This is a genomic window from Sphaerochaeta globosa str. Buddy, assembly GCF_000190435.1.
Taxonomy (GTDB): domain Bacteria; phylum Spirochaetota; class Spirochaetia; order Sphaerochaetales; family Sphaerochaetaceae; genus Sphaerochaeta; species Sphaerochaeta globosa.
In genome coordinates, this window is record NC_015152.1 from 2,098,391 (window position 1) to 2,113,878 (window position 15,488).

Annotated in this window: 14 protein-coding genes and 2 tRNA genes; 4 read left to right on the forward strand and 12 right to left on the reverse strand. The window is 48.0% G+C overall.

Going from position 1 to position 15,488, the window contains the following annotated elements:
* Positions 1 to 84 precede the first annotated feature (84 nt).
* From SPIBUDDY_RS09790 to galE, 3 genes are read left to right on the forward strand one after another with little or no spacing between them, the layout of a single operon-like run.
* Complete coding sequence (locus SPIBUDDY_RS09790) at positions 85 to 558, forward strand: hypothetical protein (RefSeq protein ID WP_013607597.1); 474 nt, start codon at positions 85 to 87, stop codon at positions 556 to 558.
* Positions 559 to 1,896 (forward strand): phosphomannomutase/phosphoglucomutase, encoded by a 1,338-nt coding sequence (locus tag SPIBUDDY_RS09795; RefSeq protein ID WP_013607598.1) that lies wholly within the window; start codon positions 559 to 561, stop codon positions 1,894 to 1,896. It abuts the gene before it with no gap.
* Between the two features lie 14 nt (positions 1,897 to 1,910).
* Entirely contained in the window at positions 1,911 to 2,897 is a 987-nt protein-coding gene (gene galE / locus SPIBUDDY_RS09800) for a UDP-glucose 4-epimerase GalE (RefSeq protein ID WP_013607599.1), read from the forward strand.
* 108 nt (positions 2,898 to 3,005) lie between these two features.
* On the opposite strand, the gene SPIBUDDY_RS09805 is transcribed toward galE, so the two are convergent.
* The 3 genes from SPIBUDDY_RS09805 to SPIBUDDY_RS16180 all read right to left on the reverse strand — a co-directional run bounded on the left by SPIBUDDY_RS09805 (position 3,006) and on the right by SPIBUDDY_RS16180 (position 6,358).
* Positions 3,006 to 3,078 (reverse strand) — tRNA-Asn (locus SPIBUDDY_RS09805).
* A gap of 156 nt (positions 3,079 to 3,234) precedes the next feature.
* Positions 3,235 to 5,997 (reverse strand): 5'-nucleotidase C-terminal domain-containing protein, encoded by a 2,763-nt coding sequence (locus tag SPIBUDDY_RS09810; protein WP_013607600.1) that lies wholly within the window; start codon positions 5,995 to 5,997, stop codon positions 3,235 to 3,237.
* Positions 5,998 to 6,187: 190 nt separating this feature from the next.
* Positions 6,188 to 6,358, reverse strand: coding sequence for a hypothetical protein (locus tag SPIBUDDY_RS16180; protein ID WP_013607601.1), 171 nt, complete (start codon positions 6,356 to 6,358; stop codon positions 6,188 to 6,190).
* Between the two features lie 130 nt (positions 6,359 to 6,488).
* Between SPIBUDDY_RS16180 and yidD the strand changes: the two genes are divergently transcribed.
* On the forward strand, positions 6,489 to 6,773 hold the full coding sequence (gene yidD, locus SPIBUDDY_RS09815; RefSeq protein WP_013607602.1) for a membrane protein insertion efficiency factor YidD: 285 nt from the start codon (positions 6,489 to 6,491) through the stop codon (positions 6,771 to 6,773).
* Here the strand turns inward: yidD and udk are convergent, their stop codons facing one another.
* From udk to spoVG, 9 genes are all read right to left on the reverse strand, one after another.
* Positions 6,774 to 7,385: a uridine kinase gene (gene udk / locus SPIBUDDY_RS09820; RefSeq protein WP_013607603.1), complete on the reverse strand. Its 612-nt coding sequence runs from the start codon at positions 7,383 to 7,385 to the stop codon at positions 6,774 to 6,776.
* A gap of 46 nt (positions 7,386 to 7,431) precedes the next feature.
* Complete coding sequence (locus tag SPIBUDDY_RS09825) at positions 7,432 to 8,463, reverse strand: aldose epimerase family protein (RefSeq protein ID WP_013607604.1); 1,032 nt, start codon at positions 8,461 to 8,463, stop codon at positions 7,432 to 7,434.
* A gap of 86 nt (positions 8,464 to 8,549) precedes the next feature.
* Positions 8,550 to 10,367 (reverse strand): translation elongation factor 4, encoded by a 1,818-nt coding sequence (gene lepA / locus SPIBUDDY_RS09830; protein ID WP_013607605.1) that lies wholly within the window; start codon positions 10,365 to 10,367, stop codon positions 8,550 to 8,552.
* A gap of 8 nt (positions 10,368 to 10,375) precedes the next feature.
* On the reverse strand, positions 10,376 to 12,343 hold the full coding sequence (gene ftsH, locus SPIBUDDY_RS09835; RefSeq protein WP_013607606.1) for an ATP-dependent zinc metalloprotease FtsH: 1,968 nt from the start codon (positions 12,341 to 12,343) through the stop codon (positions 10,376 to 10,378).
* A complete protein-coding gene (gene tilS / locus SPIBUDDY_RS09840; protein ID WP_013607607.1) occupies positions 12,315 to 13,769 on the reverse strand; it encodes a tRNA lysidine(34) synthetase TilS in 1,455 nt (484 codons plus the stop codon). The genes ftsH and tilS overlap by 29 nt, the downstream gene beginning before the upstream one ends.
* Complete coding sequence (gene pth, locus SPIBUDDY_RS09845) at positions 13,738 to 14,292, reverse strand: aminoacyl-tRNA hydrolase (protein ID WP_013607608.1); 555 nt, start codon at positions 14,290 to 14,292, stop codon at positions 13,738 to 13,740. Before pth ends, tilS begins: the two co-directional genes overlap by 32 nt.
* Positions 14,289 to 14,924, reverse strand: a complete 636-nt coding sequence (locus SPIBUDDY_RS09850) for a 50S ribosomal protein L25 (protein WP_013607609.1) — start codon at positions 14,922 to 14,924, stop codon at positions 14,289 to 14,291. Before SPIBUDDY_RS09850 ends, pth begins: the two co-directional genes overlap by 4 nt.
* Positions 14,925 to 15,085: 161 nt before the next feature.
* Positions 15,086 to 15,157 (reverse strand) — tRNA-Gln (locus SPIBUDDY_RS09855).
* Positions 15,158 to 15,203: 46 nt separating this feature from the next.
* A complete protein-coding gene (gene spoVG / locus SPIBUDDY_RS09860; protein ID WP_013607610.1) occupies positions 15,204 to 15,488 on the reverse strand; it encodes a septation regulator SpoVG in 285 nt (94 codons plus the stop codon).

The window sequence follows — 15,488 nt, forward strand, 5'->3', positions numbered from 1 at the left end:
TCCATGACATTCCTAGTAGCTCTTTCTGCAACGCAGTGTATATGCTAATATGGAAAAAAGCTAGTGAAGCAAAGGATAAAAATAATGGAAGAAGATGCACAGGCCTTTATCTTTGAACTCGAATCAAGGCATGAAGCGCCACTGACATGGAAAACCTATGCCACTTGGTATGGCAACAACCATGATACCTTCAGGGAATTCGGGGTTTTCTTCTATAGATGCAAAAACTCTTTCCACTTTGAAGATTTTGAACGAAATCCAACACTGTTCGGCATTTCTATTAAACCTAAAAAACCAAAAGGACCTTTCATTAAATATGAGGGTTCATTTTCTCTTGAAGAGGTTATAGATTCGAGACCAATCCCAAAAACATTGGCGTTAAAAGTCATCCAAGGAAGACGCGATGCCACTTCCATCAGGAATTCCAATATTTTTGACAAGGTGTTCAGACAGATGGTTGAGATGGTGACATTAAAAAACGGTACAGTTCATTTCTTTGAACTGATGGATCGAAAACAGTTTGTGAGTGAGTTGCAGCAAAGCAACAAGGAGGAATAGATGGGAGCGTTCAAGGCGTACGATATCAGAGGAATCTACAATACAGATTTCAACAAGGATACCGTCTATAAGATTGGGTATTTCCTACCCAAACTTCTTAAGAGCAAGGTAGTTCTTGTAGGCAGGGATGTTCGTACCAGCAGTGAGGAAATTTTTGAATACCTGTGCAAAGGTATTACCGATAGCGGTTCAGATGTCTATGACATCGGTTTGGCAACAACTCCCATGGTATACTTTTCCACGGTCCATTTTTCTGTTGATGCCTCAGTACAAATCACTGCCAGCCACAATCCAGCAAAGTACAATGGCTTGAAAATCAGCCGGACAAAGGCTGTACCGGTAGGCTCTGACAGCGGACTGAAAGAGTTGGAGCAAATGGTGCTCACCCAGCCAATAGAAGTTGCAGCCACTAAAGGCCGAATCCTTTCAAAGGATGCAAAAACCCCCTATCTTGCATTCCTCGAGCAGTTCGTACCCGATACCTCCAATCTGAACATTTCCATCGATTGTTCACATGGAATGGCAAATCTGTTGGTGAAGGACCTTTTGGGAACACATCACCACTATTTGTATGACCATTTCGACGGAACATTCCCAGCACATGAACCCAATCCACTTGAAGTCGAGAATACCAAGGATCTTGAAAAAGCAGTATTGCAGAACAAGAGCGATATTGGAGTTATTTACGATGGCGATGCCGACCGGGTCATGTTCTTGGACGAGAATGGTAGATTTTTGCAGCCCGACTATATTACCGCAGTGCTTGGGTACTACTACCTAAAGAAAGAACAAGGGAATGTATTGGTCGATATCAGAACCAGCCGATCGACAACCGAGTACCTGACAAAGCTTGGTGCAAACGTATACATTTGGAAAGTTGGACATGCATTCGCAAAAACCAAGCTCCGGGATCTAGGAGCCATCTTCGGCGGCGAACTTGCCGGACACTATTACTTCAGGGATTTTTTCAACTGTGACAGCGGATTCCTCGCTTCATTGATCGTCCTGCAGGTTGTCAGCGAGTTGAAGAAACAGGGCGTGAGCATCAGCTCTTTCATCGATTCAATCATCGCCTATGCCAATAGCGGAGAAATCAACTTCAAGCTTGAGAACAAGGATAGCGCGATGGCGGCACTCTATGAACGATTTGTAGAGAATGACAAACCCTCCAAGGTAATGGATTTTGACGGCTATCGCATCGAATTCTCTTCCTGGTGGTTCAATGTACGCAAGTCCAATACAGAACCGTATCTGCGATTGGTTGTAGAAGCGAAGAATGCGGCAGAGTTGCAAGAGCGCACTAAAGCGCTCTCTAGCATCATCAAACAATTCAACTAGCCTAGGAGCGTCATATGAAAGTACTCTTGTTCGGTGGTGCCGGTTATATTGGTACCCATGTAGCTTTGGAATTTATTGACCGAAATGATACGGTAGGTATTTTTGACAACCTTTCATCCGGCCTGAAAAGCAATGTTCATCCAGAAGCTCTTTTCTATGAAGGAGACATCCGTGATAAAGCCAGGGTTTTAGAAGTGCTCTCACTTGGCTGGGATGTAGTAATCCATATGGCAGCTTTCAAAGCCGCCGGCGAGTCGATGATCAAACCGATCAAATATTCTGAGAACAATATAGCCGGCTCGCTCAACCTGATCACAGGTTGTATCAAAGCAGGAGTGAAACGCTTTATTCTCTCCTCCTCCGCAGCAGTCTACGGGGAGCCGGCATATCTTCCGGTTGATGAGAACCATCCCAAGAATCCCACCAATTACTATGGCTATACCAAACTATGCATCGAAGAGAATCTGAAGTGGTACGCACAGCTTAAGGAATTTGAGTATGTATCCCTTCGATACTTCAATGCCGCCGGGTATGATGAAAAGGGAAGAATGCTCGGACTTGAGAATAATCCGGCCAACCTTATTCCGGTAGTCATGGAAGTTGCCATGGGTATACGTCCCAACCTATTAGTCTTTGGTAATGACTACGACACGGTAGATGGCACAGGAGTCAGAGACTATGTCCATGTTACCGATCTTGCCAAAGGACATGTCCTCGCAGCCGATTACCTGCTTGCAGGTAAGGGCAATCTGATAGTCAACCTTGGTTCAGAGGAAGGGCTGAGTGTACAGCAGATTCTCGATACCGCAAGAAGCATCACGAATAAGCCCATCCAGGCACAATATGTCGATCGACGCCCAGGAGACCCGGCAAAGTTGGTTGCTTCCTCCAAGATGGCTTACAAGACGCTTGGATGGAAAGCAGAACATTCTTCGGCACAGACAATATTGGAGACTACCTGGAAGGTGTATGAAGCCAATCAGAAAAGAATGAAAGCATAGTTCGCTCGAGTAATTACCATAGTTCAAACGGCAGGATTTCCTGCCGTTTTTTTGCATTCTCCCAGCCATATAAAGAAAGACAACCCCGTAGGATTGTCTTTCATCTTGCTCGCCCGGAGGGATTTGAACCCCCGACAGGGTGGTTAACAGCCACCTGCTCTACCGACTGAGCTACAGGCGAATATCGTTTCGAACGATTGGTACATTACCCGATACCATTTTTTATGTCAAGCAGTTTCCAGTATAATCACCAGAAAATTCAACAAAGCAAGGTCCTCATTCAGTGACAAGAACGGCTACCCGAAGGTAGCCGTCTGATAGATCATAGTAGCGTGAATTACTTCACAGGGTAGCTCTTCTTCAGGAACTCGATGAACACATCGCTCAACAGGGAACCTTCAGTAAGAACCTTACCGAACATGGTGTATCCATCACCGCCGGCAGCCATGAAGTCGTTGGTAGCAACCTTATAGGTAGCATTACGATCGATGGCCTTGCCATTGAGAAGGACACGAAGGATGCGCTTGCCAGGGGCTGCAAAGCGGTTGTAAACAACCTGCAAATCAGTCTGGGAGAATGCACCATTCTGTTCGGGGAGCTTGCTGTAGCCATGCTCGAGAGCTGCATAGACGTCCGAACCCTTCACTTCAACAACAGTAATGATGTTGGTGAACGGTAGTACGTTAATGACATCGCCCATCGTCACGTTTCCAGCTTTCAGAGATGCGCGGATACCACCACCATTGGTAATGGTGAAGTCAGCACCACTCTCTGCAGTCATTGCCATGGTGATCAACTTGGAAAGGTTGGTCGCCTTGGTGCGGACGTTTGCACGTTCACCATCCAAGTTCTCAGGCAGTGTAGCAACAAGAGTGTTCAGCTTCTCGCTCAGCTGTGCAGACATATAACCGACATACTCATCGACCTGAGGATCGTTGGGGATATCAGAAATGCCGTACTGCTTGGCAAGGGCGGAATCCTTTGCATTCAGGACATCGGCTGCAGGAATCAGCATCGGATAGGTAGCGGTTACCTTACCGTTCTTAACATGCAACTGTACCAGTCCAAGATTCTTCAAATAATCGCCAGTCTGAACAACCAGAGTATCACCAATCTTCATGCCCTCTTTGAGCAAGGTGTGACTGTGACCATCAACGAAGAGGTCGATACCCTTGATTTTGCTGACAATCTTATCGGTGGTGAGACCGGAAGCTCCATCAGGATCCATACCAATGTGGCCGAGTACGATGATGTAATCAACATACTGTTTTGCCATATCGATTGCCATCTGGCCAATCTCAAAGATTTCTTCGTTGGCAAAAGTGATGCCTTCGACATTCTTCGGATGGGTCTTGGTGGCGGTATCAGGAGTGGTCAAACCAACAACAGCAATCTTAAATCCGTTGAAGTTGTACACCTGGTAGGGCTGGAACAGCAGATAGCCATTCTCATCCAATACGTTGGCGGACAGGACCTTGAGGTCAGTATACTCTTCAGCAAACTTTGCAGCTTCAATAAGACGATCAGCGCCATAGTTGAAGTCGTGGTTGCCTGGAGCAACTGCATCATAACCGAGTGTGTCAAGCAGGACTCCTACGGTCTCGCCTTCAAACATGTTCGCAAGATTGGTTCCGTGAGTTACGTCGCCAGCATCAAGTACGAGAATGTTGTCGGTGAGAGCACGTCCCATCTTGAGCATGGTTGACAGCTTGGAATAACCCATGCCACCGTCAGCAGGAACGATACGTGCATGCACGTCGTTGGAGTGGACGATGAACAGATCAAACTCTGCTGTACCTGCATCGTTCTTCACGATTTCGGTAACACCAAGCGGATATTCAACAGCTTTCGGGGCTGCTACTACAGGGGCGGGAGCCGGGGCGGGTGCTACGGGAGCAGGAGCCGGAGCGGGGGCCGGTGCAGGAGCCGGAGCAGGCACTGCTGCCTTCTTTACCGGGGTCGCACCAATCTTCGCAACAATGGCCGGATCCTCGGGCACGGTTACCATCAGCGTGTATCCCATCGCTCTGGCAAACGGCTCATAGGTCTTGGCAATTGCACTCTTGGCAGGCTCGAGAACGTCGGCTACAGGAAGCAGCATCGGATAGACAGCCTTCACTTCGCCATTGACTACGCTCAACTGCACAGCACCAACGCTCTTCAGTTGTTCGTCAGCCCTGACGATCAGGGTGCCGTTCACGGTCTTCGCCTTCGCAGAACCATTACCGTCAACAATCAAATCGATGCCGTCAATGTTCTGGGCTACCATCTCACTGGTGATCAGGCCTTCATCGCCCAAATCGCTCAGAATTACCAGGTAGTCAACATAACCCTTGGCAAGGTCGACTGCATACTGGGCACTGTCCAGAATGATGTCGCTGGTGAAGCTTACGCCCTGGATCGGCTTCGGGGCTACCAGGCCGGCTACGCCAACCTTGAATCCGTTGAAGTCATAGATCTGATAGGGCTGGGCAACCAGGTAACCGTTCGCATCGAGGGCGTTTGCACTCAACGGGATGGCCTTCTTCGTTCCGGCGATGCCGGTAGCCAGCTGTATTGCCTGCGGGGTGTAGGCATCGTAGCCAAGCTCGTCAACGACTTCGGCCGCCAGCATTGCTGCCTGAGCGGGTACCTCACCGACATTGCCGCTGTTCAGAAGCAGCCAGTTGTCGGAGATCGCACGTCCGGCCTTCAGGGCGGTTGAGAACTTTGCCAGTCCCAGTCCACCGTTCTCGGCATAGATGTTGCCGTTCAGGTCGTTCGTATGCACGATGAACAGATCGAATGCTTTCGCTCCGTCATCATTCTTTACAATTTCCTTCACTCCGTAGGGAAGCTCGATCTCTACGGGCTCAGCTACTACAGGGGCCGGAGCCGGGGCAGGGGCCGGGGCGGGTGCTACGGGAGCAGGGGCCGGGGCTACCGGTGCAGGGGCGGGCTCAGGAACGGGTGCTACGGGAGCCACTGGCTCGGGAGCAGTTTCTACAACAGGAGCTGGGGGTATTGGTTCAACCTTTGCGGTGCTCTTACAGCCTACAAGGGAAAAAGCCAACAAAGCTACCAGCATTGCTGTCATAATTGTTCTTGAAAGACGTTTCACGTGTTTCCTCCTCATGACGTTCTCATGTGTCGTTGTATACGTACTCAACAACACTATAACACACACTGCTAGAATCGGATACATCAAAAATACGCGAAAAATGGTGATTTAAGCCCTAATTTGAAGAAAAAAGAAGCCTGTGATTAAAAAATTCACAGGCTTATGGTTACAATTCGATATAAAGAAATCCTTACATCAAGTCTTTTGGCTTGCGAGCGGTATTCCCGGATTTCTCACAATAAGCCACGTGACGAAGTTTACCATTCTCAAATACTGCCTTCATCTTGATCGGGCCACCCCAGCGGCTCAATATAACTTTTGCACCTTCACGGCGAGCGTTCTTTGATACGTTACCTGCCATATACCTATCCCTCCATACAATTTGCTCAATTCTTGGTTACTATAGCGATTCTCACTTGTCAAGTCAAATCCCTACCTATCTATTTTATCCATATGTTGCAACTTTGACAATCCAAACATAGAATGTTCTTATGAAAAAACCAGTAAAGTTGCTTAGGCAACTATTTCTCATACCAGTATACCTCTACAAGGGAATACTCTCCCCCTTTTTTGGCGGTAGTTGTCTCTACCACCCAACCTGTTCCAGCTATATGGTAGATTCAGTACTCAAACATGGCATAGCCAAAGGCTTTATCATGGGGTTCGCCCGAATTCTTCGCTGCAGCCGCTGGTACTACAGTGGGGACGATCAAGTTCCTGAAACCTGGTCCTGGAAAGCCATCCGCGATGGCTTCACACTTTTCAGAAAACGATAATCAACGAGACAGTTCCTTGACAAACGGAATCAGCACCGACAAAGCATTTTCATTGTACCCGCCTTCAGGAATAATCAGGTCAGCGAATACTTTGGTAGGCTCGATGAAATTGAAGTGCCCCGGCCTTACTACTTCCAAATACTGGTTGCACACACTGTCCACCGTTCTTCCTCGTTCGGCGATATCACGCTTAAGACGACGAATGAAGCGGATATCGTCAGGAGTATCAACATAGAGTTTTAGATCAAGCAGGTCCCTGACCTGCTTGTCATACAGAACCATCAAACCCTCTATGATGACCAAAGGTTTTGGCTGTACGTTTACCGTTTCATCCTTGCGTCGATGGTGCACAAAATCATATTGCGGCATTTCAATGCTCTTACCCTCTTTTAGAGCCTTGAGATGTTCATATAAAAGTTCCATATCAAAGGCATCCGGGTGGTCAAAATTGAACGCTGTAATATTTTCATTGCTGATGAAGGTAGCGGACCGGTAGTAATTGTCCTGCGGGATAAACACAAAATCAGAACAAACTTCACCAATCTTGCGCACAATGGTTGATTTGCCTGAGCCGGACCCTCCGGTAATCCCAATGATCTTAACCTCTTTCACTGCTCACTCCCCTACCTTATTACTCTATGCGGGACAGGCACCTGGCCTATTTACACCCAAAACTAAAGACAGTTGTATGCTTGAAACTTCGTTCCTTGCTAAAAATGCAAGAGGGGAATTCACTATGATTCGGACTATCCGGATAGTACTGGGTTTCAAAACATACCCCTCCATGCTTCGGATAGGCAACCTTTCCCTTACCGATTTCCTTCGCCTTGAGGAAGTTTCCCGAATACATTTGTACAGCCGGCATAGTTGTACTGATTTTCATGGTACGGCCACTATCCGGTTCATAAACCGAAGCAAATTCAACAAGTTTCTCGGAGCTTCGGGAAAGAATGAAACAATGGTCATATCCGCCGGCTTGCTCGATATCCCTTCCAATACTCTTTCTCTTCGTGAAATCAAAGGCCGTCCCCTGGACATCAAGAATCTTTCCTGTCGGAATTAATGCGGAGTCCACCTCAAGATACCGGTCGCAGGCGAGCTGTACTTCGTGGCCCAAAATAGTACCACTGCCTGCGCCCCCAAGATTAAAATAACTGTGATTAGTCAAATTGATCGGAGTCGGGCCGGAGGCGGTTGCTTCATAGTCTATACGCAAATCACCATTGCTCTTCAGTACATACGAGACTGTACAGGTAACAGAATGAGGAAAACCACCTTCACCGGAGGGGCTGAAAAGGCTCAACACCACACCAGGATCCCCATTCCAATCAAACGTCTCCACCAGCCAATTGCGCCAACCCCAGTTGCTGCTGCCACTATGAAGATTGTTCTTTCCATCATTCGTATCCAGCGTGTAGGTCTTACCTTCCAAACTGAATGTGGCTTTGGCAATTCTATTGGCAAAGCGACCAACAACCTGACCAAAGTAGGTTGTCGATGTAAGGTTGTCCAAGGGATTATCAAACCCAAGGACAATATCTCGAATCTCACCCCTACGGTCAGGAGTCTTCAAGGTTTTCAGATTGGCCCCAAGGCTTAGAATCTCAGCAGAATACGGTCCTTGAGTAAGGGTAATCAAATAGATATCATCGCCTTCAGCGGTAGTGGCAACCGAGCGTTTGGTTAACATAGGCTACTCCCCTCTACAATTCATTTTTTGAGAGTATACACCCCCTCGGCTTGAGGGGGCAACAAAGAACAATTGGGATTGGCGGATTACTTGGAATCGTCATCACTCTTGAGAACGGCCAAGAAAGCACTCTGGGGAATTTCAACATTTCCCACCATCTTCATGCGCTTCTTTCCTTCCTTCTGTTTTTCCAAAAGCTTTCGCTTTCTGCTGATATCACCACCATAACACTTTGCAGTGACGTCCTTGCGGAAAGCGGTAATTGTCTCGCGGCTGACAATAGTTCCACCAATGGCTGCCTGAATGGCAATCTTATACTGCTGACGGGGAATCTCACCCCTGAGTCGTTCGCAAACCTGTCTTCCACGGTTCTGGCTGTTTCCTCGGAAAACCAATTGACTCAAAGCATCAACCGGTTCACCATTTACCAAAATATCCAATCTGACCAAGTCGGTCCGCTTGTAAGCGATGACCTGATAATCGAATGAAGCATAGCCTCGGCTGATGGACTTCAAGCGGTCATAGAACTCAAACAGAACCTCGGCAAGCGGCATTTCATAAATCAGTTCAACCCGCTTTTCATCCAAGTAGTTCATACCTGTCTGTGTCCCGCGTTTTTCCATGCATAAGTTGATGATCGGCCCTACATACTGGGTCGGCGTAATTACATTAGCCTGGATATAGGGTTCCTCGGCGTACTCAACCCGCATCGGGTCAGGATATTCCAAAGGATTGTCGATATTGATGGTCTCCCCGTTCTTCAAGTGGACAATATACTTGACCGAAGGACTGGTAAACACTATGGAAAGATCGAATTCACGTTCAATTCTCTCCTGTATCACCTCGAGATGGAGCATGCCGAGAAATCCGCAACGGAAACCAAATCCCAACGCTGCAGAAGAGTCCTTCTCATAAATCAGGGAAGCATCGTTGAGTTTCAGCTTTTCAATGGCACTGACCAGTTCCTCATAATCATTGGTATCAACAGGATAGATGGAACTGTAGACTACCGGCTTCACATCCATAAAACCTGGAAGCGGCTTTTTTGCAGGTCGGTTGGTGGAGGTAATCGTATCACCGACGCGTACATCACTGATGGTTTTGACACCGGTAATTACATAGCCGACATCACCGGCATGCAGCTCTCCCGTCTTAATGAGCTCAAGCTGGAATATTCCAGCTTCCTCAACCTTATAGACGCCCCCGGTATTCATGAACTGAATTTCATCACCTACTTTCAAGACCCCGTCGAAGACACGGCAATGAACGATGACGCCGCGGTAGGCATCGTAATGCGAGTCAAAAATGAGAGCCTGCAAAGGAAAGGCATCCTTGCCTTCGGGATGCTGGATCTGCTTCACAATCGCCTCAAACAAGGCATCCACACCGAAACCGGTTTTGGCACTGACTTGTACCGCCAAGGAGCTATCCAATCCAAGGTCGTGATCGATCTGGTGCAGGCAAGCTTCAATATCGGCAGAAGCCAGGTCAACTTTATTAATGACCGGAATAATCGTCAGATTATGTTCCATTGCCATATAAAGATTGGCCAAAGTCTGAGCCTCAACTCCCTGGGTAGCATCAATGAGCAGCAAAGCACCTTCGCAAGAGCTGATAGCCCGCGACACTTCGTAGGAGAAGTCCACGTGGCCCGGAGTGTCGACCAAGTTCAACTGGTATACTTTCCCATCCTTGGCAGTATAGGGAATCGTTACTGCCTGACTCTTGATGGTAATGCCACGTTCCCGTTCAATATCCATGTTATCAAGCATTTGGGCTTGGGCAGGACCCCGGGAAAAATTTATATGGGCCATATCAATAAATCGATCGGCAAGGGTGGACTTACCATGATCGATATGCGCAATAATGCAAAAGTTTCGGGTCAGACTGGAATCAGCACTCATACTCGTCCTTATTCGTTCGGTTGTTCATTTGAAACTTGCTCGGTCGCCTCAGAAGTCGGGTACAGGATCTTGTCAAAGCCCAAAAGTACTCGAATCTGGGCATCGTCCAAGGTCTCCTTCTCCACCAACTCCTTGGTTAGCAAATCCAGGTTGTCTCGGTGGGTAGACAGAATATCTTTCGTCTCATCCATGGCAGAATCAAGAATCTTGTGGACTTCTTGGTCAATCCGCTTGGCGGTCTCCTCGCTGTAATCCTTATGCTGAGTAATTTCCCGGCCAAGGAACAAAGGCTCTGACTCATCAGCCAAGTTCACAAATCCCAATCCGCTCATGCCCCACTCGGTAACCATGCGGCGTGCCAAGTCGGTAGCCTGCTTGATGTCATTGCTGGTTCCAGTCGTAGTTTCCCCGTACACCAGATCCTCTGCAACATAGCCACCCATGCATACCTTAATCCAATCACCAAGCATTGACTTTGTCTTGGTGTAGGGATCTCTCTCGGGCAGGCTCACCGTCAGGCCCAACGCCCGTCCATGAGGAATAATGGTAACCTTGTGCAACGGGTCGAGATGCTTCAGGTAGTAGTGCAACAGCGCATGACCGGCCTCATGGTATGCAGTTGCAAGTTTCTCCTGTTCATTCATGGCACGACTCTTGCGAGCTACACCGAGCAGAATCTTGTCCCTTGCTTCTTCCATATCTTCCATGTTTACGGTGGATTTATTCTTTCGTGCAGCAAACAAGGCAGCCTCATTGACCAGGTTAGCCAAATCAGCACCACTGGTGCCTGCGCTACCACGGGCAAGCCGCTTCAGGTCCACATCTTTCTCCAGCTTGATCTTGCGGCAGTGAATCTTGAGAATCTCCTCCCGTTCCTGAATGTCAGGTAGATCGACGACAACCTGTCTATCAAACCGTCCGGGTCTGAGAAGTGCAGGATCAAGTACATCAGGACGGTTGGTGGCTGCCATGACAATAACCCCGGCAGTAGTGGAAAATCCGTCCATCTCAACAAGAATCTGGTTCAGTGTCTGCTCTCTCTCATCATTTCCGCCACCCAGTCCGCCGCCACGGGTTCGCCCAACTGCGTCCAGCTCATCAATGAATAAAATGCAAGGAGCATGCTTGCGGGCTTGTTCGAACAAATCCCGAACGCGGGCGGCACCCATACCGACAAACATCTCAACAAAGTCAGAACCACTGGTGTGGAAAAAAGAAACCCCGCTCTCCCCTGCTACGGCTTTCGCCAACAAGGTTTTTCCGGTTCCCGGAGGACCCACCAAAAGGACTCCACGAGGAATTTTAGCACCAACCTTGGTAAAATGATCGGGATGCTTGAGAAAAGAGACTACTTCTTCCAACTCATATTTCGCTTCAACTTGACCGGCAACATCCTTGAACGTGGTCTTGGTATCACTATCCATGTACTCCTTGGCTTTACTCTTTCCCAAGGTGGACATCATTTTCCCATTCAACCCACTGGATTGGCGGTACAACATAATGGTAAAACCAATAAAAATAATCCAAGGCAAAAGTTGCAATAGTATCTGCAGGAAAGAAATCTCTTGCACGCTACCGGTAACGGAGACACCCTTTGCCTTCAAAGAAGGAAGCAAGCTCTCATCAAAATAGGGAATTCTCGTTTGGGCCGAAAGCCCGTTTTTCAGGACAAAGCGAATCAAGGACTGCTCCTTGATTTCCACTTGCATCACCTGGTTTGCATCCACGTAGCCCGTGAACGTAGTATAGGGAACCACTTGGTCCTTTGCACCAGAGGCTGAATCAAAAAACATATAGGCAAACATAATCGCCAAAGTGATGAACACAATTAAGGCAAAACGGTTTTTGGGGTTGTTTGAAGGCCTGAACGACGGTTTTTTATTATCCTTGCCCGGACCCTGCCAATATTGGTTGGGTTCCTGGTTCTCAGGCTTCTTTTCCGAATCGCTATCTTGGCTGTCTTTTCTCAATTTCACTGCAATTGTTCCTTTTGCTACTACTATATATATTTGTCAATCTTCGGGCAAGGGGAGCTTTGAACCGCTTTGCAAGCCGGTCACGTCCCCCATGAAGGCGGGCAAAAACGGCAACAAGGCCTGATCGGTCAGCGAGAACCGGAACCGAAGCATACAGATGCTTTGGTATCTTATACGAAGAGAGCAGTTTCGTCACCTTGACCGTTCCTCCCTCCAAGCAAATTTCATCAGAAAGCGTGCACGACCGAAGGACTGCACAATCAAGCTGCTTAGCATCCAAGGCAAGCAAGGCACTATCATTACCAAAAGCGTCCTCGTAGGGGAGAATGGTGAAAATAACATTGTTTCCCAAGTCCAAAACCTGTTTTGCCTGTGGATTCGCTAGGGGTAGACAGAATTGCCAAAGCGGGTGTTCTATAAAACAATAGCTGCATACATCCTTATCAAGAATAACCCGATGAGGGCCAGACTCCAAGGTCCAGTTGCCTTCCTTCGTGCTGTTTTCCAATTCTGACCGTAAACGATGAATGAAGGACCCCTTTACCCGACTTTTCTGTTCAAACTGTGCGACAATTCGAAAAAGAACCAATTCCCTGAGCGCCGGTGCCAATGCCAAAAACCAAGAGAGCGAAAACACTGCACCTTCCGGAAAAAAGGATACGCTTGCAAGCTCCTGGTCCGTCAGTGTTTGCAGCAACTGACCCGCTTCACTAAACCTCCGGGTCATAACGGAGATGGAATCGTATGCACTAGTGAACGTAGAGAGAATCGGGGCTGTAATCGTATGCCTGATGGTATTGCGCAGATAGGCATCCTCGGTATTGGTGGAATCTTCAGACCAAACCAGGTTGTGCAATCCGACATACTCGGCAAGAACGGCGTGGGAGCACTCCAAAACCGGTCTGATAAGGGTCAATGCATACCCATCGACAATTCGTACAGGTCGAATCCCCTCCAAGGCTGCTATGCTTGAAGCTTGGAAAAGTCTCATCAACGTTGTTTCAAGCTGGTCATCAGCGTTATGAGCGGTGGCCAGATAGGTACATCCACCACGATTACACTCCTCATACAAGGCCTCATAGCGAAGGTATCGAGCAGCTTCCTCAACCCCGCCCCGTCTTGTTTGCATCGCGTGTGCAACAGAGCCTTTCCCAAGGTCCAGAATATGGAGCGAGACCCCCAATTTCTGGCAGTTTTCCCTATTGAGGGCTGTCTCTGCTTCAAGTTCGTTACTAGGCCTTAGGTGATGCTGCACATACATCGCATGCAAAAAGGAAGGCTCATACATCTTTCTGAGCGCAATGAGAAGGGCGAGAGAATCGCTTCCCCCTGAAAAAGCCACTCCAATACGCTTTGTTGCATCGATATGCTGCATCGCAAGAAAGGAACGAACATTATTCAGAACGGTTTCTCCGGTTGTAGGCAACCATTACCTCCTGTAGGGGTTTCCCCTCAATCAGATCAATCAATGCCTCGCACGCCAAATGGACCCCTTGTGCAATGCTCTCATCCTCTGGTTGACCAAGGACATGGTCAACTACGGATACACCTTCCTTAGGTCGACCAATTCCTATATAGATTCGGATGAAATCTCCGTTCCCATAGCATTCAATCAAGCTCTTCAACCCGTTATGCCCCGCCGAAGACCCTCCGTTGCGTATCCGGATCATACCCGGGGGCAAATCCAACTGGTCGCAGATAACAATCATATCCGATGCACTTGTTTGGGGAAAGTGTTTGAGGATTGCTCCACTTGCATTCATAAACGTGAGGGGTTGTACCAAGAGAACGTTATCACCAACCTTGGCTTGACGATAGAGACGAAAACAGCGTTTTTTCAGAGTTACCTGAAAAAACGCTGCGCATGTGTCCACTACATCAAAGCCGACATTGTGTCGGGAGTGTTCATACTTGGCCCCGGGATTACCCAGTCCAAGAATCAACCTCATTTCTTAGCCTTTGCATCCTTATCAGCTTCGGCAGGAGCAGCAACAGCCACAGCTTCTTCAGCAGGAGCGACAGCTTCAGCCTTCACGCCCTTGACAGACGCAACCGTCTTGGCCAGGTCATCAAGAACCTTGACGTTGGCAGGAATCACTACATCCTTAAGATGGAGACTCTGGTTGATCTTCAAGGAAGTTACATCAGCTTCGAGAGCAGCGGGAAGGTCCTTGGGGAAACATTCAATTTCAACTTCATGCATGACCTGATCAAGAACACCACCCTCTTTGGTTCCCACAGGATTACCCTTGAGGACAATGGAGACCAAGGTGCGAAGAACCTGGCCACGGGTGACTTCAAAGAAATCTACGTGCTTGATCTCAGCGCGCATCAGGTTTTCCTGATAATCTTTCATCAGACACTCGTAGCTCTTCTTGCCAACTGAAATCTTCAACAGTGCGGTTTCAGAGAAATGGCGCATTTTGTTGGTAAATTCACGAGAATCCAAAATAATATGTACAGGCTCATTCTTTCCATAGATTACTGCAGGAATGCGCTTGGTGCGAAGCAAGCGGCGGGCACCTGCACTACCGAAATCCTCGGTTCTCAATTCCGCTTTCAAACTCTTGTTGTCAGACATACAAACTCCTTGTACTCTCATTGGCGCATTCATCGATGCCCAATTACCATAGCATTTTGATATTTAGAATATCACTAAGAAGGGAGTATAGAGTGTTTAGCATGGTAAGTGCAAGCCCTCTATAAAAAAACAAGGGCAATCCAAATACATGGACTGCCCTACTGGGAAGGAGGGATTCGAACCCCCGATGCCGGCACCAAAAACCAGAGCCTTAACCGCTTGGCGACTTCCCAACAACGGATACGACAGTATATGAAAACAACGGATTTGTCCAGCGGTTTATTGCAGCTCTTCCTCAAGTGCTGTTTCACCCGTGTCTGAGGCATACGCTTCCATAATTACTTTTTGGAGGTGATCTCGGAAATCACTACTTATCGGGTGTGCCACATCCTTGAATTCACCGTTAGCCAACTGTCTGCTCGGCATAGCGATGAAATCGCCGTCCCGACCTTCGATGACCTTGATATTATGAACCACGAATTGGCTATCGAACGTAACGGTCACATAAGCCTTTAGTTTCCCTGTCTGATTGACTTTCCGTACACGTACTTCTGAAATATCCAC